A 21231-nucleotide genomic window follows, 5' to 3' on the forward strand; every position below is an offset into this window, starting at 1 on the left:
CTGCAGTGCAAACATTCCAGGCGGAATGCACTCAGTGAGGGGCGCGATGTTTTTTGAGAAAAATATCTTCAAGCGGACGAAACGAAACCCCTATTTCAGGCAGGAGATTTCGACCCACGATTTCTCTCAGCTGGTCCTGATGAGTGTCGAGCCCGGCGATGAGATTGGTGAGGAAAGCCACGACGTTGATCAGGTCCTGATCTTCACTGAGGGCCGCGCCAAGGCGATTATCGGGGATGAGACCTTCAAGCTGCAGAAGGGCGCGCTGGTGATCGTGCCGGCCGGGGTCGTCCATAATTTCATCAATATTGGCAGCAAGCCGCTCAAGTTGTTCACGGTATACACGCCACCTGAGGAGCCTGTGGGCACGCTGCACCGGACCAAGGCCGAGGCGGACGCCGCGGAACATCACTAGGGTCTGTCGTCCCTTCTCATTAGGGTTTATAGGGCGGGCATGATCCACATTCCCAATACGGACCTGACCCGCGATATCATCAAGATGAGTGGCGAGGACGTCGTCACGTTTCTTCAAGGACTGCTGACCTGCAATGTTGAGAAACTGTCCGCCGGTGCCATGATGCATGGCGCACTCCTGACGCCGCAGGGCAAGATCCTTGATACGATGTTCCTAACCCGGACGGACGAGGCGGTTTTTATCGACCTGGTGCCCGGTCGCGGCGACGCGTTTCGCCGCAAGATGATGCTTTACAGGCTGCGCGCCAAGGTCGTGATCGAAGAGGCGAATGACATGCACGTTGCCGTCAGCGCTGAACCGATCAGCGGCGACAATGTCCTGACCTCGTCTGCTGACCCGCGTCTGCCAACGCTGGGTTACCGCGCCATTGTTTCAGGCCCTGCAGAGCCCGCGGATGAGCCCGCCTATCACCGCGCCATGGTGACGGCCGGTATCCCGACCTTCGGGGACGCCTATGACGAGGCGGAGGTCTTTCCTCTGAATGTCAATCTCGACCTCCTCCACGGCATCGACCACAAGAAGGGATGTTTCGTCGGACAGGAAGTCGCCAGCCGGATGTTCCGTAAAGGAAGCATTCGCAAACGGACATGGCTGGTCCGCGGTACGGACCTGCAAAAGGGGCAATCCCTCAAGCATGAGGACCGTATTGTCGGCACGGTGACGAGTGTCGCAGAAGACACAGGAACGGCGATGGTCTCACTTGACCGGTTCGAAACCGAGGACGGCCAGCTTCAGGTCACAACACCCGAAGGCGGCGTCGCGTCGCTCATCAGACCGGATTATGTGTCCTGATGCTGCGCTGTCCCTGGGCTCCCGATGATGATCCGCTCTATGCGGCCTATCATGATACCGACTGGGGCGTTCCCGAACGCGACAGCCGGGCGCTCTATGAAAAGCTGATCCTCGACGGTTTCCAGGCGGGTCTGAGCTGGCGGACGATCCTCTACAAGCGCGAGAATTTCCGCGCGGCGTTTGAAGGGTTTGATCCCGTGCGCATTGCGCAATGGGGCGAGAAGGATGTCACCCGCCTTCTGGGGGACGCCGGCATCGTTCGCCACCGCGGCAAGATCGAAGGCGCCATCACCAACGCCCGCGCATGGTGCGACATGGCCGACGCAGGCCAGGATTTCTCCGCCCATCTGTGGTCGTTCGTCGATGGCTCGCCTTTGCAGAATAACTGGACAACGACGGCGGAGGTGCCCGCCACCTCCCCTGAAGGCAATGCCCTGTCCAAGGATCTGAAAGCGCGCGGCTTCAAATTCTGCGGGCCCACGATCGTCTATGCGTTCATGCAGGCCGTCGGCATGGTCAATGATCATCTGACCGCCTGCCCCCGACATGCTGACTGCCGCGCCATGGCGTCGCAGCGCTGAACATCCCCGAAGATGCCACGTTCTTCTTGCATCAAAGGAGAATGATGATGAGCAAGAGCTATAACAAGGGCACCAAGGTCAAATGGAACTGGGGCAATGGCACCGGGACCGGCGAGGTACAGGAAAGCTTTACTGAAAAGGTGACCCGCACCATCGACGGCAATGAAGTGACCCGCGACGCCGACAACGACAATCCTGCGTACATGATCAAGCAGGACGACGGAGACCGGGTCATGAAGAGTCATTCAGAACTCTCAAAGGCCTGATGGTGCCTTCCTTGTCATAACGGGGTCAGCGGCGCATGGTGGGGCATCCGACAAAAAGCCACCAAAGCACCGGACCCCATGACGTCACATCCCCCCATTGCCCGTATCCTGTCCACCGGCCTCTTCACGCCGCCCAACAGCATTTCCAATGACGAGTTGGTCGAAAGCTATAACGGCTTTGTTGATCAGTGGAACGCCGCGCACCCCGATGACGAGCCGAAGACCCATTCATCCGCGGCGTTCATTGAAAAGGCCTCAGGCATCAAGTCGCGCTTCGTCATGGACAAGGCGGGTATTCTGGATACGCAACGCATGCGGCCCAAATTACCCGTCCGCGGCGATGATGAGATTTCGATCATGGCAGAGATGGCGCTCAACGCCGCCCGTGAGGCCATGACCAATGCCGATCTCGGCCCCGACGACATTGATGCCGTCATATGTGCCGCCTCCAACATGCAGCGGCAATATCCCGCCATGGCGGTCGAGGTGCAGAGTGCCCTCGGCATTGGTGGTTTTGCCTTTGACATGAATGTAGCTTGCGCATCGGCAGCGTTTGGCATTCGCACCGCCATTGGACTTATTCAGACGGGTGCTCGCCGTGTACTGATGGTCAATCCTGAAATCTGCACGGCTCATCTGAACTTCAAGGACCGGGACGGCCATTTCATTTTTGGTGATGTCGCTACGGCGATGATCATCGGTGGGCCGGATGACGACGGCGCGGGCAGTTTCGATATTCTCGACGCGCAACTGATCACACAGTTCTCCAACAACATTCGCAACAATATGGGTTTCCTGGATCCGGCGACGGACAGCGTCATCAACCTTGATGATGCCGGTACCGACAAGCTGTTCAAACAGCGGGGTCGGTCGGTGTTCAAGGAAGTCGTCCCGATGGTCAGTGAGTTCATCGCCAACCATGTGGATCAGTTGGGCATCCAATCGGATCAGATCCGGCGTCTGTGGCTGCACCAGGCGAACCTGTCGATGAACCAGCTCATCGCCAAGCGCGTTCTCGGACATGATCCTGACACAGATGAAGCTCCTGTGGTCCTCGATGAGTACGCAAACACGTCGTCTGCGGGGTCGATCATCGCCTTCCATAAGCATCGCTCCGACCTCCAGCCGGGCGATATCGGCGTTATCTCAGGCTTTGGCGCTGGATACTCTGCCGGATCGATTGTGGTCCGGGCCAACTGACCCCGTCTGGGGAAAGCTGCCGCCCGCCCACGGGCTGACGGCAGGCGCGATCCTGTGTAAAGGCGTGCCCCATGAACTCGACCTCTCCCCCGCCCCGCGCCTGGCAGCGCATGTTATCCGGCCGTCGGCTCGACATTCTCGATCCGTCTCCCTTCGACATTGAGATCGAAGACATTGCCCACGGGCTCGCCCGGGTGGCAAGGTGGAATGGACAGACGACAGGTCCGCTTCCCTTCAACGTCGCACAGCACTCGGTCATCGTGACGGACATGTGTGTACAGATGAAGCCGGACTGGCCGATCAAATGGCAGCTGGCTGCCCTCCTCCACGATGCCCCTGAATATGTGATTGGCGACATGATCTCACCGTTCAAGGCAGCGCTGGGAGACAGCTATCGCAACGTCGAGCACGGGCTGCAGCGTGCCATCCACATCCGCTTTGGCCTGCCGCCGGAATTGCCCCAGACAGTCGAGAAGCTGATCAAGAAAGCCGATCGCGCCTGCGCCTTTTTCGAAGCCACGCAAATTGCGGGCTTCGAGGTTGGCGAAGCGCAGAAGTTCTTTCCGGTCCCAAAAACGATCGAGCCCCTGATTATTCGTGCACTGAGCGCCGAAGATAGTCAGCGTCTGTATCTTCAGATGTTTGAAGCGCTGATGCAAAAAGAAACAGCCGCCTGAACAATCAGGCGGCTGCTCTTACTTACCAGACGAAGCTGACGATTACCGAGCTGCCTTTGCCTTGCGGCGGGCGAACCCGACAACCCCGAGCCCCGCGGCCATCAGCGGCAAAGCGGCTGGGAGGGGTACAGGCGGCAGGACTTCCTCAGTGATCCCCGCATAGCGGACATCCGGTTGCGAGAAGTTGTAGAAACCAAATGCGCCGTCTGAGAACGACCCGAACAATTCGAATTCAAGATTGCCATCGACAGTGACGCGGATCACCGATGCGGTAAATTCGATAGCGAAGTTGTACTCGGTATTGTCCGCCCACCCGGTACTGCCAAGCGTGTTGGCGCGGGCAAGAAATTCAACATTGCCGACGTGGTCCCACTGATCAGCATTCGTATCAGTGCCGCTCGACTGGATGCGGCCGGTGACGCGTGAGATGGACATGCCTCTGTCCCAACCGCCCTGCGTGCCCTGTTTCCAGTCCACGAGGATGTAGTCGGTGTCGGACAATCCATCGATATCGCCCTGGGTGTAGCCCAGCACAAAACCGATGAAATCATCATCAGACGAAGTCTCAACCTTGATGGTCCCGGCAAGGGCTTTACCCTGGCTGCTCTGATTGTTGTGATAGACCGTCGGCGCACTGTTCCGTGTCTGCAGGACGCTCGCACTGTCTCCAGCCAAGATCCAATTGCCATTGCCATCTTGAACCCAAGTGGACAAATCGACAGCGACAGGTGCCGCGAAGGCTCCACCGATGAGCGCACATGCACCCACGGTCAAACCGGTAATTGTCTTTAAAAACACTATTTGCTCTCCCCTAGAATAAAAGCGCCTCAAACCTAACATTAACGTGTTGTTAGTCAATGGGTTTTCCCAACGGCGGGATTTCGTGTGACAATCGCTGACGGCGATCATAGACGGCAGACATGGAACAGCGTCTTCTGATCGGATTGAACGCCGTCCTGGCGGCTATCAGTGCCGACGGGCCCAAGGTTCTGTGTGTGGAGCGCAAGGGCGGCTGGGGTCTTCCCTTTGGCCAGTTCGACCCGTCGCGGCATCGCACCTTCGAGATCGGCTTGCGGGACTTCGTCAAACGCCAGGCCTCGCTACCGCTTGGTTACGTCGAACAGCTTTACACGTTCGGCGATATGGGAAGGGAAAGTCCCCGTCCCAGCATGGCCAATAGCGACCCCTCTGACCGCATCGTATCGATCGGCTATCTGGGACTGTCACCTGAAATGGCGGTTTCCACCCGGGAAAAGACCGCATGGCGTGACTGGTACGACTATTTCCCGTGGGAGGACTGGCGCGCCGGTGCGCCACCGGCCCTGTCGGAAATCATGACGCCACTGCGCCAGTGGGCCAACACACCGGAACGCTATGGCCGATTGAAGGCCAGTTTCGGCCTTGATGATATTCTTTGGGAAGAAGAACGGGTGCTTGAGCGCTACGAGCTCATGTACGAAGCTGGTCTTGTCGAGGAAGCGGTGCGGGACAATAAACTGTCATCGACCGTCACACTGCCGGCCGGTAGCGGTCAGACCATGATTTCAGACCATCGCCGCATTCTTGCCACAGCCATTAGCCGGTTGCGTGGAAAACTACGCTATCGTCCAATAATATTTCAGATGATGCCGGAATTGTTTACCCTAACAGCCCTTCAGGCGTCGGTTGAATCCGTCCTCGGCTTCGAAGTGCACAAGCAGAATTTCCGGCGGAGTCTTGAGACGGCAAAACTGGTGCAAAAGACTGAAAACATTGCTGATACGGGCGGCAGACCAGCCGCGCTATATCGCGCTAGTCGTCTGGCCAGCGAGAGATTCGCCCCTGGGCTTACTTTGCCGCGTCTTCGTGAAGACAAGCTACCGTACTAGCATCAATTTCGACGAATAGTTTTACGTTAAATTGAAACTGCTCCCGTACATCACTCTTCAGGAGCCATAGTTCGTATGAACGAGGGCGGAGTGACTGCCATTCCATGTGGCGTATTGGAGTTAGTATGAAAAAGACTTTGGCAATGTCTGCCGTTTTCGTTGGCGGACTCTCGGGCGTCGCATTTGCGCAGTCCGATGACGTGATCTTCAACGGGACCATCGCAGATTCCTGCACCGTCGTTGCCGGTTCGGCCGGTACGATTGCTGCCAGCACCGACAGCACTGTGCTGTCGAGTACAGAAGCAGGCGGTAGCGCAGGTGATGCAGCCGTGACGGCAAACAGCGCGGCCTATCAGGTCACCGTTTCCGCACCGACCGCCTTTGACTCGGCGCCTGCTGGCTCCGACACCAACACAACCTTTGCCGCGTCCTACGCCGCAAGTGGTGCGACCACGGCCAGCGGCGTCAATGCCGGCGTCCAGACCGCCATCAACGCCGGTGAGACAACGATCACTGTCGATGCATCTGCCACCAAAAGCGTCGGCACCTACGCCGCCGGTTCTTACCAGCTGACAACGACCGTGACATGCTCAACATCGTAATTTCTGCACTGAGTGTCTTCTTGCTGACAGGGACTGCGTTCGCGCAGTCTCTGTTGCCCATGAAGGCTGACATCGTCACGTTTGCAGAACGGGGCAATATCAGCATTACGCTGCAGAATCCCTATGAACGGGCCAAGCGATTCACGCTCGAAGCCTATGACATGGACTGGCAGCCCCTGCCAGATATCCAGATGGTTCGCCGTCAGGTTTCTATGGCACCGGGCGGGTCGATCGGTCTTTATTTCTTTGTTCCCCAGCGCGAGGCTGAAGAAGCACGCATGCTGTTTATCTGCGCGACATCCAACCCGACATTCGGGGCGGGAACGGGCATGAGAGGTCGGGTATGCGGAAAATATCGCGTAGTCTATCGCTCGCTCTAACGCCTCTGGCGTTCAGCTTTTCAGCGAGTTTTGCGCAGCAGGCGATCGATGCCAATACCGGGCAGCAGATCATCGTGCCGTCGCAAAGCTCCGTCTACAATCAGAATTCGGTTTTCCTCCCCACTGCCCCTACCGTCGGCGGCCAGGATATTATCCGTGGCGCAGGTGGGGTAAGCTGTCAGTCCGCGGTCGCCTCAGGCGGTCCGTATGTGGACATGGGCGTCATCGGATCAGAAGACGTCTACGAACGGACCTCCACATCTCTTTACGGCCGGGTCGTCGTCCCCCTGGGCGGCGGCAAGCGTAAGCGCGTCGACTGTACGAAGCTCTATGAGCTGGAAATGACCCGCCTCAAGATGGAGCTTGAGCTCCTCCGTATGGGATCGATGATGCCGCCAGATCAGAGTTTTGCTGACAGCGGATATGGCGCACCAGCGCAATCGCAGCCGGCGGCGCCCGCAGCGCGCCCCGCCCCGGCAACCATGGCGCCGCTGCCTACCCCTGAGCCGCTCGCCAGCGCCGACGATTTTCTTGAAGAAGAGGAACTGGCGCAGCCGATGATGCTCGGCATGCCTGCCGAAGATGCGCCATTGCCGACCCCAGGTGCTGCGGCAGCAAAACCGCGCGCTCAGGCCGTCACCGCTCTTGCCGCCGCGAAACCAGCACCTGAACCGGTCCGTACCGCGCCGCCTCAGATTGTTGTGGCCGAGGCGGCTACCAACGCGACCCGTGTCGTGACAGATGCTGCGCCGGTACGCGAACCAGAAGCCATCGCTATCGTCGATGCGCGGCAGGATCCGGTCGTCCGCCAGTCGTCTTTATTAAACACTCAGTCATTAAGGTTAACCGAGGGTAATGGTGTATACGCCCAGCTCGGCGCCTTCTCGACAGAAAGCCGCGCCTATCTGCGTCTCGCCGAAGCCCGCATGGCCCTGGGGTCGCAACAGAACACCGCGTTTGGACGCCACGCGACGGAAATTCGCACGGTGGAACAGACCAGCGGCGTGATTTACCGCCTCCTTGTCGGACCCATGCCGAAGGAAGAAGCCGACGAGATGTGTCGCAATGTCCCAGACGGCTGTTTCGTGACGGGAAGCTAGAACCCCTCGTCCCGCCTCAAATTTGCGCCAAATCCTCCCCTGAGAAATCGATTTGCGTTTTGCTCTTGATGGGCATATGGTGAGCACCCATATTCTCTTTATGAGCAAAAGTGAGGAGGGTCACATGCCTGCCCACGGATTTGAAGCAGAAGTCCCATTGGCGTTAACGGACGAGGTCCGCGCCAAGACCGATCATCTGTACGACCGCGTCGCTAACCTTATTCCGCGTCTGGAATGGGATCTGCACGCCCCGACCATCGCCCGCATCAACGACCTGAAGGTCGAGAAGAATGCGGTGATCCTGGCGCACAATTACATGACGCCGGATATTTTCTACGCCGTCGGCGACTTCCGCGGCGACAGCCTGCAGCTGGCGAAAGAAGCCGCCGCGACCGACGCCCAGGTCATCGTCCAGGCGGGCGTTCACTTCATGGCCGAGACGTCAAAGATCCTCTCGCCAGAGAAGACCGTCCTGATCCCGTCGATGGAAGCTGGCTGTTCGCTCGCCTCCTCTATTACGGGTGCTGACGTTCGGCTGTTGAAACAGCGTTATCCCGGCGTGCCTGTCGTCACCTATGTGAACACGACCGCCGATGTGAAGGCCGAGACCGACATCTGCTGCACGTCGTCAAACGCTGTGCAGGTGGTCGAGCATATCTGCGCCGAGTGGGGCACCGATCAGGTCATTCTGATCCCGGACCAGTATCTTGCGCGCAATGTGGCGGCGATGACGGACAAGAAAGTCATCACATGGGCTGGCGCATGCGAAGTGCATGAGCGGTTCACCGCAGAGGACATTCGCGAAATCCGTGCCGGCAACCCCGGTGTCGTGGTGCTAGCGCACCCCGAGTGCCCCCCCGAGGTGCTGGCCGAAGCAGACTTCGCCGGCTCGACCTCCGCCATGTCTGGCTACGTGAAGACCGAGCAGCCCAAGAACGTTGTGCTGATCACAGAGTGTTCGATGTCGGATAATGTGGCGCTGGAAAACCCGGGCGTCGAGTTCGTCCGCCCCTGCAATTTGTGTCCGCACATGAAGCGCATCACGCTGGAGAATATTCTGCACGCGCTGGAGACCATGACTCACGAAGTGCATGTGGACCCTGTGATTGCGGAGAAAGCGCGGCTCGCGGTTCAGCGCATGGTGGACCTGCCATTGTCAGGACCCGCCACGAATTTCCGGCCTCATGCCGACCGGGACGTGATTGCGATCGAGCATCGCTGAGATGACTGCGCGTCGCGCCGCAGACGGCGGTGTCCTGATCATCGGCGCAGGGGTCGCAGGCCTCTACGCCGCCCTTAAAATGGCGCCGCACCCGGTCACGGTCATTTCCGCAAGACCGGTGGGCCAAGGCGGCTCTTCTCCCTGGGCGCAAGGCGGTCTCGCCGCGGCGATGGGGCAGGAGGACTCCCCGGCCCTGCACATGGCTGACACCATTGCAGCCGGTGCAGGCCTCGTTGATGAAGAGGCGGCGCGTATCCTGTGCGAAGCCGGACCCGCGCGCATCCGTGACCTCCTTGCCATGGGCGTGCCGTTTGACCACACCGCAGACGGACAATTAAAACTCGGGCGGGAAGCCGCCCATGGGCTTGATCGCATTGTTCACGTCGGTGGCGATGAAGCCGGCGCGACCATCATGCGTGTCCTGTTGGACCGGGCGCGCGAAGCCGAGCATATCGATCTGCACGAACGGATGATCGCGCATCAGTTGCTGACCGAAGACGACCGCGTGGTCGGCGCCCGCGTCTGGGACGTAGAAACCCAGTCGCCGCTTCTGATCACAGCCCAGGAAACAGTCATGGCCACCGGCGGGATCGGCGGCCTGTATGCGGTCACCACCAACCCCTTGCGGGCGCAAGGGTTGGGTCTCGCCATGGCCTATGATGTCGGCGCCGTGCTGCGCGACATGGAGTTCGTCCAGTTTCACCCCACCGGCGTTGATATCGGCAAGGACCCCGCGCCGCTTGCGACCGAAGCGCTTCGCGGCGAAGGCTGCACTCTGCATGATGCCCATGGGCGCCGGTTCATGACCGCCATTCATCCGGACGCAGAGCTTGCCCCTCGCGATGTGGTCGCGCGCGGCGTTGCCAAAGCGATTGCCGAGACCGGCGAGGCCTTTCTTGACGCACGCCAGGCCATTGGACTGTCCTTCAAGGATCGTTTCCCCACCGTCTATGCGGCGTGCATGGAGGCGGGCATCAACCCGGCCATTCACCCCATCCCCATCGCCCCGGCGGCGCATTATCATATGGGGGGCATACTGACCGATCTGGACGGGCGCAGTACCAAACGCGGCCTCTGGGCCGTTGGTGAAGCGTCAAGCACGGGCGTCCATGGCGCCAATCGGCTCGCGTCCAATTCGCTACTTGAAGCGCTTGTCTTCGGTGATCGCGCGGCAAAAGCGCTGCTTAAGGCCAATCCCGAGTCTGTGGAGATGAGCGTCGAAGACCCCGCGCCGCCGCGACCGATCAAACCAGCCGACAATATCGGCGCAGTGCGGAAGTCCATGTCGCTGCAATGTGGCCTGTTGCGCAGCGATGACGGTCTTGATGCGGTTCTTTCCTTGATCGGAAAGACGGAGACCGTGACGCAGGGCGATTATCTCGCCCTCCTCGCCGCTCGTCTCGTGACGCAGGCGGCCAGGCAACGGCTCGAAAGCCGCGGGGCGCACCAGCGCAGTGACTTTCCCGACCTTGCGCCGCCAGTACACAGCCTGACGGTCAAGGGCGAAGACGGCAATCCCGTCATCCGCTTTGCCGAAGCGCATGCCAAGGCGAGTATTGCCGGGGGAGAGGCCCCATGACCCCCTTCCCCCTACCCTATGCATCCATCCGGCCCCTGATCGAAACGGCGCTGGCCGAAGATCTGGGGGACGCTGGGGACATCACGACACTGGCGACGATCGCGGACGATGTGACGGCGACGGCACACATCAATGCGCGCAAGGCTGGCACCGTTTCAGGTGTCGCTGTGGCCGAGATGGTCTTTCACCATGTCGATGCGTCGCTCGCCGTCGCCATCACCAAGCGGGATGGCGAGCGCCTTGCACCGGGTGACACCATCATGACTGTGATCGGCAATGCGCGGTCCTTGCTGACGGCAGAACGCCCGGCCCTGAACCTCCTTGGCCATATGAGCGGCATCGCGACAGCCACGCGCCATCTGGTCGACCTCGTGGAGGGGACCGAGGCGAAGATCGCCTGCACCCGCAAGACACTGCCCGGCCTGCGCGCGCTGCAGAAATTTGCGGTGAAGTGCGGCGGCGGCATGAACCACCGCTTTGGCCTGCATGACGCGGTGATGATCAAGGACAATCACATCGTCGCGGCCGGCGGCATTGGTCCGGCCCTGCGCGCCGCCAAGACCTCGGTCGGTCACACGGTGAAGATCGAGATCGAAGTGGACACGATCGCCCAGCTGGAACAGGTCCTCGCCGAAGGGGCAGACATTATCCTCCTGGATAATATGGGCCCTGAAATGCTGCGCACGGCTGTTGCGCTGGCGCAGGGACAGGCGATTCTTGAAGCGTCGGGCAATGTGCGGGCTGAAACGGTCCGCGCCATCGCCGAGACAGGGGTCGACATCATCTCATCGGGAAGTCTGACACATTCGGCGCCCAATCTCGACATCGGGCTGGATCTGACGCTGGGCTAGGCCCGCCTCAGTTCGCCATTGCGACCTGGAAATTGCGTCCACGCTTGTAGAAAACGTGGTCACCGATCGTCCGGGTCTGATCCAACGTCATCGCCCAATAGGGATCGACATAGGCCGCGTGATAGTTCGTGGCCTCACCCGATAGCGGGAGGCGGAAGCCGCCCATGATCGCCGTGGCAAGAATTTCATTACGGAACATGACGTCTTCTTCGACGGCCTTGTCCATCGAACCGTCGCAAGTGAACGAGAACTGGCAGCCGGTGCGCCGCTCGCTGCCCTGAAACACCACACCGCAGATCGTGTCGGGATACCGGTCGGACGCCACGCGGTTCAGCACCACATCAGCCACGGCCATCTGCCCTGACGGCTTCTGATTGCGCGCCTCGTAGTAGATCGCCTGGGCCAGACATGTGCGCTCGGCCTTGTCGATGGAGGCAAAATTGATCTGCGAAAGGTCGAGACCCGCTACAAGGTTGAGATCGACGCCCAGACGCTCAGCCGTCTTCTTCAGGTCGATACCGTCAATGCCCACTTTCGTCAGCTGCATGAAGGGATCGGCTGCAGGGGCTGCAGGAAGCGGCGGCAGGACCTTGCCAACAGCATTGGCCAGTGAAAGGATGTCCATGCGCACGGTATCGAACCGTCGCACCAATTCGGCACTGGATGCAGAGCGCGCCGGCATTTCGCGTGCAGGGACATCTGTGGCCATCACGGCCGACAGAAGGGCCACGATGAAAAACGTCGGTCGCTTGAGCGCACGCCAAAGCGGCGCCCCGGTGATCGTGTCTGTCATGGTCTTGCTCGTAAGTTTCCGGTGTCAGCGGCTGGGCCGCTGTCTTGTCTTTCGTCAGCAGCGACGCCTTTAGAGACCCGAAACGAGTTTGGCGACTCTAAAAGCCGTAATCTGCGCGCAATCTTGCGGCAAGCTCCCGGGAAAAGCTTGCGGAAAGCTCCCGGGAAAAGGGTGTGCGTTTACCCTTTTTTGGCCGAAACAGCGGCCTGGGCCGCGGCCAGACGGGCGATAGGCACCCGGTATGGTGAGCAGGAAATATAATCGAGACCCACCCTTTCGCAGAAGTCGATCGACAGGGGATCGCCGCCATGTTCGCCGCAAATGCCCAGTTTCAGGTCCGGCTTGACGCGCCGCCCCTTCTCCACCGCGATTTCCACCAGAGCGCCGACGCCATCGCGGTCGATGCTGACAAAGGGGTCCTGCTCCAGCAGGCCGGCCCGAACGTAGGACGGCAGGAATGACCCCGCATCGTCCCGGCTGAGCCCGAAGGTGGTCTGGGTCAGATCATTCGTCCCGAAGGAGAAAAACTCAGCTTCTCCAGCGATCTGGTCCGCCGTCAGGGCCGCGCGCGGCAGCTCGATCATCGTGCCAATGGTATATTCCAGCGTCTGGCCTTTTTCAGTGAAGACCTCTTTCGCCACCGCCTCGATCCGCGCTTTCAGGATGCGCAGCTCTGATACCGTCGCAACCAGCGGCACCATGATTTCGGGCACAACCGATTCGCCGGATGCCTTGGCCACGTCGCAGGCCGCCTGCATGATCGCCCGCACCTGCATCTCGTAGATTTCAGGGTAGGTGATCCCCAGACGGCACCCCCGATGCCCGAGCATGGGGTTCGCCTCTTCAAGCTCACGCGCCCGACGCCGGAAGACGTCCGGGTCCACGCCGGTGGCTTCCGCCACCTCAACGATCTCGGCATCGGTGTGAGGCAGGAATTCGTGCAGCGGCGGATCAAGCAAGCGGATGGTAACTGGCAGGCCCGCCATCACCTCGAACAGTTCGGTAAAATCGCTGCGCTGTACCGGTAGCAGCTTTTCGAGCGCCGACCGGCGACCGCGCTCGGTTTCGGCCAGAATCATCTGGCGCACGGCGAGAATGCGGCTTGCTTCGAAGAACATGTGTTCAGTGCGGCAAAGGCCGATGCCTTCTGCACCAAAATCCCGTGCCGTCTGCGCATCAAGCGGCGTTTCCGCATTGGCCCGCACCTTCATGCGGCGGCATTTATCCGCCCACTCCATCACCTTGGCAAAATCGCCAGACAGTTCGGGCTGGACCGTCAGCACTTCGCCAAAGAAAACCTCACCGGTTGAGCCGTCGATGGTCAGCATATCCCCGGCCTTGATGGCACGTCCGCCAATGGTTGCGCCCGAACCGTCCCGTTCGATCCGCAACTCCCCCGCACCGCAGACGCAAGGGCGGCCCATGCCGCGTGCGACGACCGCGGCATGAGAGGTCATCCCCCCGCGGGCGGTAACAATGCCGACGGCCGCATGCATCCCGTGAATGTCTTCAGGGCTTGTTTCTGTACGGACGAGCATGACCTTATGACCATCGGCCGCGCGCTTCTCCGCTTCGTCAGCAGAAAAAACGATCTCGCCTGACGCGGCCCCTGGGGAGGCGGGCAAGCCCTTGGTCAGAAGATCGCGCGGCGCATGGGGGTCGAGCGATGGATGCAACAGCTGGTCCAGCGACGCCGGCCCCACGCGCATCACCGCCTGCTCTTCCGTGATCTTGCCTTCCTGGCAAAGATCAACAGCGATTTTCAGCGCTGCCTTGGCCGTACGCTTGCCGCTTCGGGTCTGCAGCATCCACAGCTTGCCCTGCTCGATTGTGAATTCGATGTCCTGCATATCGGCATAGTGCGCCTCAAGCTTGGCAAAGACGTCCGACAGTTCCTTGAACGTCTCGGGCATGACCTCTTCGAGGGACGGGTCGTTCGAACCCATCTCAGCCCGCGCCTTCGTGGTCAGGGCCTGGGGGGTGCGGATGCCGGCCACCACGTCCTCGCCTTGGGCATTGACGAGAAATTCACCGTAATAGCTGTTCTCACCGGTCGAGGGGTCCCGCGTGAAGGCCACGCCGGTCGCCGACGTATCCCCCATATTGCCGAACACCATCGCCTGCACATTGACGGCTGTCCCCCAGCTTTCAGGAATGTTGTTCAGGCGGCGATAGGTTTTCGACCGATCGTTCATCCATGAGCCGAACACCGCATCAATGGCGCCCCACAGCTGTTCGTTGACATCCGTCGGGAATGGCCGACCGAGCGCTTCGGCAACAGCGTCCTTGTAAAGATCAACAACCGCGCGCCAGTCGTCCGCGCCCATGTCCGTGTCGAGGAAATAGTCCCGCTCGTCCTTGTAGGTATCAATAATGTCTTCAAATGTGTGATGATCGACCCCCAGCACCACATCCGAATACATCTGGATGAAACGCCGATAGCTGTCGAATGCGAAGCGGTCATCGCCTGCCAGCTCTGCCAGCCCTTCAACCGTCTCGTCGTTGAGCCCCAGATTGAGGACCGTATCCATCATGCCCGGCATGGACGCGCGGGCGCCCGACCGGACGGATACGAGCAGCGGATTCTTGGCGTCACCAAATTTCTTGCCGACAATGTCCTCAACCCGGGCGAGGGCGTCGGCAACGGCAGCGCTCAAGCCATCTGGATACTGACGACCGTTCTTGTAATATTCGATGCAGACATCGGTTGTGATGGTGAACCCGGGAGGAACGGGCAGGCCCAAAGACGCCATCTCTGCCAGATTGGCGCCCTTGCCGCCCAGCAGGTTCCGCATGTCCGTGGTGCCGTCAGCCGAACCACCGCCAAAATTATAGATATATTGAGCCATGACCATCTCTCCCGTTCAAACTTGGGCCTGTTGAACGCAAAACAACAAGAGTGGCCGACTATCCCTCAAGCTGGGAGAAGTCCGCCACCAAATCACAAAGTGACACGATGGACTGTAGAAGCCCCAGGCGGTTTTTCCGCAAGGCCTCATCATCCACGTTAACGGTAACACCTTCAAAAAATCGGTCCAGCGGTGCACGGAGGGTCGATAGAGCGGACATCGCGGCTTCGAAATCTTCGTTCTTCAAAGCAGGAAGCGCGGTTTGTTCCGCCTGCGACAGCGCACTGGCGAGATCTTTTTCGCCAGGCTCGGCCAGTAGGCTGGATTGAACGTCGGCGACTATCGGCGCGCCGTCCTTCTTGCCCTCTGCCTTCAGGATATTACCCGCCCGCTTGTAGGCCGCGATGAGGTTCGTGCCATCGTCGGTCTTCAACGATGCCTGAAGCGCATTCAGCTTACGGACGACCAGAACGAAATCGGTTTCGCCCGCGGGCAGCACGGCCCGAACGTGATCATGCCGATATCCCTTGTCGCGCAGATACACCGACAACCGGTCGTGGAAGAAAGAAAGTAGATCGCTTTTTTTGTCCGCAGCAAGATCGTTGAGCAGATCGGTCACACCGAACCGGACGCCATTTTCTAGCACGATCTGGATGACACCAAGCGCCATCCGGCGCAGGGCGAAGGGATCTTTCGACCCCGTTGGTTTCTCATCAATCGACCAGAACATGGCGAGGGTCGCGAGCTTCTCCGCCAGTGCCACGGCCACGCTGACCGGCGCGGTCGGCACGTCGTCGCCCTGCCCCGCAGGCTTGTAGTGATCGCGAATGGCATCGGCGATTGCGGGCTCAATGCCCTCTTCCATGGCGTAATAGCGGCCCATGACACCCTGCAGCTCAGGGAACTCGCCCACCATTTCGGTCACGAGATCCGCCTTGGCGAGGCGCGCCGCCTTCTCCGCAGCGTTAGGGTCAGCGCTGACAATCGGCGCGATCTCGCGGGCCAGCGCAGCGACGCGCTCGACCTTGTTTGCTACTGTGCCAAGACCTTCAAAGAAGGTGATCGATTTGAGCTTCTCGGCATGGACGGCCAGCGGCTTTTTCAGGTCCTGCTGATACAGGAACCACGCATCCGACAGGCGGGCAGACAACACGCGCTCATACCCGACCATCATGGCGGCGCCACCATCAGGGGGCTCAATATTCGCCACACAGATGAATTTGGGTGCAAGACGACCCGTAGCGGGGTCACGAACCGAGAAATATTTCTGATGTCCCTTCATCGACGCGATCAGCGCTTCATCAGGAACCGTCAGAAACTTAGGATCAAAGGAGCCGATCCGCGGCACCGGCCATTCGGCCAGCCCCGCGACCTCGGCGAGCAACCCTGCATCCTCGACCAGCTCATAGCCCTGAGCCGCCGCGAGGGCCTGGGATTCGCCCAGAATACGTTCTTCACGATCGTCAGGATCAAGGATGACTTTCTGCCGCTGCAATGCCTCGGCATAGGGCTCAAAACTGCGGGCTTGAATCTCATCCGGCGCGAGAAAACGATGCCCCTCGGTCACATCACCGCTCTCAATTCCGGCTACCGTGAACGGCACGACTTCGCCGTTGAATGTGCACAGGATACGGTGCAGCGGGCGAACCCAGCGCAGCGAGCCATCGCCCCAGCGCATGGATTTGGGCCAGGGGAAGGTCTCGATAATCTCTGGTATGATGCTGGCGAGCACATCGGGGGTTGGACGCCCTTTTTCTTCGATGACAGCCACATAGAACTGGCCTTTCTTGTCATCCTGAATCGTTGCCTCGTCAATGGACGATAGCCCGGCGCTTTTGAGGAACCCTTCGAGAGCCTTTTCCGGCGCACCGACCCGCGGGCCCTTGCGCTCCTCACGCCGGTCAGCCTGCGCCGTCGGCAATCCTGTAACAACAAGGGTCAGCCGACGCGGCGTTGAGAAGGCCTTCTGGTCCGTTGGAGCATAGCCGGCCTTGGCAAGGCGGTCGCCAACGAGACGGGACAAATCATCAGCGGCACGGCGTTGCATGCGCGCGGGAATTTCTTCGGAGAATATCTCAAGCAGCAGATCTGGCATAACGGCCCCGACTAATGGTGTATGGGGTCGCCCGGCAAGAGGCCATGCGCAAATTTGATGGGGCGATCAGGGTATTCATCGCCCCTTATCTACCGTTTTTGCAGTGCAATGAAACGGCAAATTGTCAGATCAGCCTGAAATTAGACGTCCGACGAATGCGCCGTGATCGCGTCAAACCGATCGAGAAGGCAGAAATCCTGACGCTCGGCCTGATCCATCGCCTGCTGCTGTTGCTGCGGCTGATATGACCGGCGGACCGATGGTTTCGTTGTCTCCAATGCGGAAAAGGCATTGAGATGATTAAGCTGTACTTGGTCCTGTTTGTTCAACATGGTTTCGTTCACCTGCTGGATTTGATCTGTTCGCTATTGTGACCGAACAACGTTAATGAGACGGAAGCAAGACGCTCCGCAGGCAAAAATATGTGCGACCGCATCACGATTTGTGACGGGCTGCGACGTTCGTTTTCACCGTGCCAAGAGCAACGCGGCGCAACGGCGTTCGTTTCGTAGAATCAAACAATTAATTGGGAAATATATTCAGGGAACGCACCCCTGGGGTCTGGGCGACATTCGCTTTGGCTTGCAAAATGCCGCACGATAGTCTGTGCCCGGAAAGACCTATCGCGGCGAGAATTACGGTTAATCCCGAGGCCCGTCGCAGCACTTTCCCGCTACCTCATTCGCAGCCGCGGAAATCACCGATGGCTGTCGCATCACATCATCCCTCTCCGAAAGTTTGCCATCGCGGCGGGTTATTCGATCAGGCAAAGGTGTCGCCCTTCCTCCTGCACCGTGCTAGGCGCGGCGGTTCCAGTCACGCGTAGGATAAAGGGCTGTCACGGCCGATGCCGGTCAATGTCATCTGCATGAAATGGGGGACACGCTATCCGGCGTTCTACGTGAACCGCCTGTATGCGGGCGTGTGCCGCCATCTTTCCCGCCCGTTCCGGTTTGTCTGCTTTACCGATGACCGGACTGGCCTCGACCCCAGGATCGAGGCGCTGCCACTTCCCGACATGACCCTGCCTGATAGCTATCGCTGGACGCCCTGGCGGAAGATCTCCGTGTGGCAGTACCCGTTGGCGGGGCTTGAGGGCGATTGTCTGTTTCTCGACGTGGATCTGGTGATCACAGGCAGTCTCGACGAAATGTTCGATCACGAGCCGGGCAAGTACTGCGTCATTGAGAACTGGACCCAGCCAGGCGAAGGCATCGGAAACACATCGGTCTTCCGGTTTCGTGCCGGCGCCTACCCGCAGGTCTATGACGGCTTTGTCGAAAACCCTGTCCGTATCCTGTCCCAGCACCGCATTGAGCAGCAGTACATTTCGACCGTCATCAAGGATCAGACCTTCTGGCCACGCGACTGGTGCCTGTCCTTCAAGCATTCGATCGTTCCAAGCTTCCCCCTGAACTGGATGAAGTCACCAGAGCCGCCGCCAAGCGCCAAGGTGGTGGTCTTCACCGGGCGACCCGATATTGACGAAGCCCTGCGCGGTGACTGGCCCGCCGCCTGGCACAAACGGTACTACAAACATGCGCGACCCGCGCGCTGGATTGCCCAGCATTGGACCCACGATGAGGAGGGACAATTGGCCCCCATCCCCGACCCCACCGACAAGCCGCCTATTTCATGTTTCATTCGAACCAAGAATGAAGAGCGTCTGATCGGCGAGACCGTCCGCGCCGCGCTGCAGGTGGCGCGGGAAGTCGTCATTGTGGATTCAGGCTCCACCGACTCGACGGTGAAAATCGCGACCAAAGCGGGTGCCCGCGTCCACAATGTTGAATGGCGCGGCACAGGCAAACAGAAACGCGCCGCGGAGGATCTGTGTAAATATCCGTTTCGGCTCGACCTGGATGGCGACGAGGTCATGACCCCTGCCCTCGCCGAAAGTATTCGCCAGGTTTTCGCCACTGGCGAGCCGACGGGACAGGTGTTCGCGCTGAAGCTCGTGACGGCACCCCCTATTGGCAAACCGTGGTATGGTCTTGATACGGACTATCGCAATAAGCTGTATGATGGCCGCCGCTGGTCCATGCCGGACAGTGAGGCTTGGGACCAGCTTGACCTGCCCAAGGACATCCACCCTAAAAAACTGAAAGGTGAGCTGATCCACTATTCCTTCACCGATATTGGCTTTCTGCTGCGCAAGCAGGAGCGCAATATGACCCAGCGCGCGAAGTCCGCGCCGCTGAAGCCAAAGTGGTTGCTTCGTCTGCGGATCGTCTTTGGCCTGCCGCTTTATTTTCTCAAACGATACCTGCTGAAGGGGTTGTTCCTGAAAGGCGCCTATGGCTTCTCTTTCTGTCTGACCATCGCCATCGGCCGCTGGCTGAAGGACGTCAAAATGTACGAACGCCATTACTTCGGATCGACGGAAGACTAGCCCGCCATGCCCACTTTCATGACCCGCGAGGAATTCGACACCCCCGAAGGCCACAAGGCCGCGTGGCGGTCGCTGATGCTTGAGGATCACGGCTTTCTGCGGAAGGTCTACGACAATTCCCACCGCATTGGTGACGGGATGTGGCGCACCTATCAGCCCTCTCCCAAGGATCTTGAGACCTGGGTGGAGAAGCATGGCGTCAGGACCGTCATCAATCTGCGGGGATTGCGCAACGCCGTGCCGCAGCCGGGCTTTTACTGGCTGGAAGAAGAGAAATGCCGCGAACTGGGTATTGAGCTGGTCAATTTCCGTGCCTTTTCGCGGGAGGCCCCGACGGCCGACTTCCTGCTGGACATCGATGCCCTGTTCCGGCGGATCGACTATCCGGCCATCATGCACTGCAAGTCGGGCGCGGACCGTGCGGGCATCGCCTCGACGCTGTATCTGTTTCTGAAAGAAGAGAAGCCGCTAGCCGAAGCGCTGAAAATGCTCACCTATCGCTACGGACATGTGAAAACCGGCAAAACCGGTGTGCTGGACCATTTCTTTGACGTTTATCGCCTCGCGGCCGAAAAAGACGGCATTGAGCCGAACCGGACCCATTTTCTGAACTGGGTGCGCGAAGACTATGTCCGTGACGAGGTCACCCAGTCCTTCCGGGCCGGCATGCTCGGATCTCTTCTGACCGAAAAGATCCTGCGGCGGGAGTAGTCTGACCGTCTGCAGAAAAATTCCACAAAGGCATAAAAAAAACCGCCAGCACGAGAATTCGTGCCGGCGGTCTTATTCAGTCGATCAGTATCGCTTAGGCGCGCTTGGCGCGACGGCGGGCAATGCCGCCGGCGATCAGGCCGGAACCCATCAGCAGGACGGCGCCTGGGACAGGAATGCTGGCGATGCTGACGTTATCCAGAGCTGGACCGTAGGGATTTGATTCCAGGCTCAGGAAAGAGAGCGTTTCAGTCGCTGCCGTCGCGGTGAAGACCAGAGACATTGTCATCCAGCCCATGTTGATGCGGCTTTTGCCGGTCGTGTCGAACGAAAAGATCTGGGACACGCCGCCAACCATGGCTTCGAGCTGCTTGACGACATTACCGCCATCAGTGTTGCCCGCCATGTCGAACGAAATCACGTAGGTTTGACCCACAACGAGATCAGTGATCATCGTGGAGACCATGCCTGCGCTCAAATAGCTCAGGTCGAGGCTGTAATCGCCTTCTGAAGCGAACCAGTAGTTGTTCTTCAGATCGACGCCGCCTTCAGAGACGGTCCAGCCAGCGATTGTAGAAGCACCAGCAGGTACGCCTTCATAGCTGAAAGCTGTGCCAGTGTTGTTCTCGAAGCTGCCATTGGTGATCGTCGCGGCTTGGGCTCCGCCGACGGCCAAGAGACCAGCCACGAGAGCCGAGGTCATTTTTTTCATAATCAGTTCCCCTAGGTACTCAGGTGGTTACAGGTGTGTAGTCAGGCTTGGTAGTTGGGCGTTATGTTGCATTGCAAGAAATTATC

At 59.4% G+C, this 21231-nt stretch carries 21 protein-coding genes; 16 read left to right on the forward strand and 5 right to left on the reverse strand.

Annotated elements, in window-relative coordinates:
• The first annotated feature begins 46 nt into the window (after positions 1-46).
• From RUI03_RS11520 to RUI03_RS11545, 6 genes are all read left to right on the forward strand, one after another.
• Positions 47-415 (forward strand): cupin domain-containing protein, encoded by a 369-nt coding sequence (locus RUI03_RS11520; protein ID WP_317287611.1) that lies wholly within the window; start codon positions 47-49, stop codon positions 413-415.
• A gap of 39 nt (positions 416-454) precedes the next feature.
• On the forward strand, positions 455-1267 hold the full coding sequence (locus RUI03_RS11525) for a hypothetical protein (protein ID WP_317287612.1): 813 nt from the start codon (positions 455-457) through the stop codon (positions 1265-1267).
• Positions 1267-1848: a DNA-3-methyladenine glycosylase I gene (locus RUI03_RS11530; protein ID WP_317287613.1), complete on the forward strand. Its 582-nt coding sequence runs from the start codon at positions 1267-1269 to the stop codon at positions 1846-1848. The genes RUI03_RS11525 and RUI03_RS11530 overlap by 1 nt, the downstream gene beginning before the upstream one ends.
• Positions 1849-1895: 47 nt before the next feature.
• Positions 1896-2114: a DUF2945 domain-containing protein gene (locus tag RUI03_RS11535; protein WP_410795945.1), complete on the forward strand. Its 219-nt coding sequence runs from the start codon at positions 1896-1898 to the stop codon at positions 2112-2114.
• Positions 2115-2192: 78 nt separating this feature from the next.
• Positions 2193-3314, forward strand: coding sequence for a beta-ketoacyl-ACP synthase III (locus RUI03_RS11540; RefSeq protein WP_317287615.1), 1122 nt, complete (start codon positions 2193-2195; stop codon positions 3312-3314).
• 71 nt (positions 3315-3385) lie between these two features.
• A complete protein-coding gene (locus tag RUI03_RS11545) occupies positions 3386-3991 on the forward strand; it encodes an HD family hydrolase (protein WP_317287616.1) in 606 nt (201 codons plus the stop codon).
• A gap of 42 nt (positions 3992-4033) precedes the next feature.
• On the opposite strand, the gene RUI03_RS11550 is transcribed toward RUI03_RS11545, so the two are convergent.
• Complete coding sequence (locus RUI03_RS11550; protein ID WP_317287617.1) at positions 4034-4789, reverse strand: PEP-CTERM sorting domain-containing protein; 756 nt, start codon at positions 4787-4789, stop codon at positions 4034-4036.
• A gap of 122 nt (positions 4790-4911) precedes the next feature.
• Here RUI03_RS11550 and RUI03_RS11555 point away from each other — a divergent pair, with 122 nt between their 5' ends.
• The 7 genes from RUI03_RS11555 (at position 4912) to nadC (ending at position 11593) form a co-directional block, all read left to right on the forward strand.
• Complete coding sequence (locus RUI03_RS11555) at positions 4912-5859, forward strand: NrtR DNA-binding winged helix domain-containing protein (protein WP_317287618.1); 948 nt, start codon at positions 4912-4914, stop codon at positions 5857-5859.
• 143 nt (positions 5860-6002) lie between these two features.
• The gene (locus tag RUI03_RS11560) at positions 6003-6461 is read left to right on the forward strand and encodes a hypothetical protein (RefSeq protein WP_317287619.1); all 459 of its coding nucleotides are present in this window, start codon (positions 6003-6005) and stop codon (positions 6459-6461) included.
• On the forward strand, positions 6446-6841 hold the full coding sequence (locus tag RUI03_RS11565) for a hypothetical protein (RefSeq protein WP_317287620.1): 396 nt from the start codon (positions 6446-6448) through the stop codon (positions 6839-6841). Before RUI03_RS11560 ends, RUI03_RS11565 begins: the two co-directional genes overlap by 16 nt.
• Entirely contained in the window at positions 6805-7941 is a 1137-nt protein-coding gene (locus RUI03_RS11570; RefSeq protein ID WP_317287621.1) for an SPOR domain-containing protein, read from the forward strand. Before RUI03_RS11565 ends, RUI03_RS11570 begins: the two co-directional genes overlap by 37 nt.
• 124 nt (positions 7942-8065) lie before the next feature.
• Entirely contained in the window at positions 8066-9163 is a 1098-nt protein-coding gene (nadA, locus tag RUI03_RS11575; RefSeq protein ID WP_317287622.1) for a quinolinate synthase NadA, read from the forward strand.
• A 1-nt stretch (position 9164) separates the two neighbouring features.
• Positions 9165-10742 carry an L-aspartate oxidase gene (locus RUI03_RS11580; RefSeq protein WP_317287623.1) on the forward strand — a complete coding sequence of 526 codons (1578 nt, stop codon included), beginning with the start codon at positions 9165-9167 and terminating at the stop codon, positions 10740-10742.
• A complete protein-coding gene (gene nadC / locus RUI03_RS11585) occupies positions 10739-11593 on the forward strand; it encodes a carboxylating nicotinate-nucleotide diphosphorylase (RefSeq protein ID WP_317287624.1) in 855 nt (284 codons plus the stop codon). Before RUI03_RS11580 ends, nadC begins: the two co-directional genes overlap by 4 nt.
• 7 nt (positions 11594-11600) lie before the next feature.
• On the opposite strand, the gene RUI03_RS11590 is transcribed toward nadC, so the two are convergent.
• The 3 genes from RUI03_RS11590 to glyS all read right to left on the reverse strand — a co-directional run bounded on the left by RUI03_RS11590 (position 11601) and on the right by glyS (position 17330).
• Positions 11601-12386 carry a cell wall hydrolase gene (locus tag RUI03_RS11590; RefSeq protein ID WP_317287625.1) on the reverse strand — a complete coding sequence of 262 codons (786 nt, stop codon included), beginning with the start codon at positions 12384-12386 and terminating at the stop codon, positions 11601-11603.
• Positions 12387-12565: 179 nt separating this feature from the next.
• A complete protein-coding gene (gene ppdK, locus RUI03_RS11595) occupies positions 12566-15235 on the reverse strand; it encodes a pyruvate, phosphate dikinase (RefSeq protein WP_317287626.1) in 2670 nt (889 codons plus the stop codon).
• Positions 15236-15293: 58 nt separating this feature from the next.
• Entirely contained in the window at positions 15294-17330 is a 2037-nt protein-coding gene (gene glyS, locus RUI03_RS11600) for a glycine--tRNA ligase subunit beta (RefSeq protein ID WP_317287627.1), read from the reverse strand.
• 44 nt (positions 17331-17374) lie between these two features.
• On the opposite strand from glyS, the gene RUI03_RS11605 reads away from it, so the two are divergent.
• From RUI03_RS11605 to RUI03_RS11615, 3 genes are all read left to right on the forward strand, one after another.
• Entirely contained in the window at positions 17375-17578 is a 204-nt protein-coding gene (locus RUI03_RS11605; protein ID WP_317287628.1) for a hypothetical protein, read from the forward strand.
• 599 nt (positions 17579-18177) lie between these two features.
• Positions 18178-19722 carry a glycosyltransferase family 2 protein gene (locus tag RUI03_RS11610; RefSeq protein WP_317287629.1) on the forward strand — a complete coding sequence of 515 codons (1545 nt, stop codon included), beginning with the start codon at positions 18178-18180 and terminating at the stop codon, positions 19720-19722.
• A 6-nt stretch (positions 19723-19728) separates the two neighbouring features.
• Complete coding sequence (locus RUI03_RS11615; protein ID WP_317287630.1) at positions 19729-20433, forward strand: hypothetical protein; 705 nt, start codon at positions 19729-19731, stop codon at positions 20431-20433.
• A 94-nt stretch (positions 20434-20527) separates the two neighbouring features.
• Here RUI03_RS11615 and RUI03_RS11620 read toward each other — a convergent pair whose 3' ends face one another.
• Positions 20528-21145, reverse strand: coding sequence for a choice-of-anchor C family protein (locus RUI03_RS11620; protein ID WP_317287631.1), 618 nt, complete (start codon positions 21143-21145; stop codon positions 20528-20530).
• Positions 21146-21231: the final 86 nt, after the last annotated feature.

The sequence above is a fragment of the Parvularcula sp. LCG005 genome (assembly GCF_032930845.1).
Lineage (GTDB): Bacteria > Pseudomonadota > Alphaproteobacteria > Caulobacterales > Parvularculaceae > Parvularcula.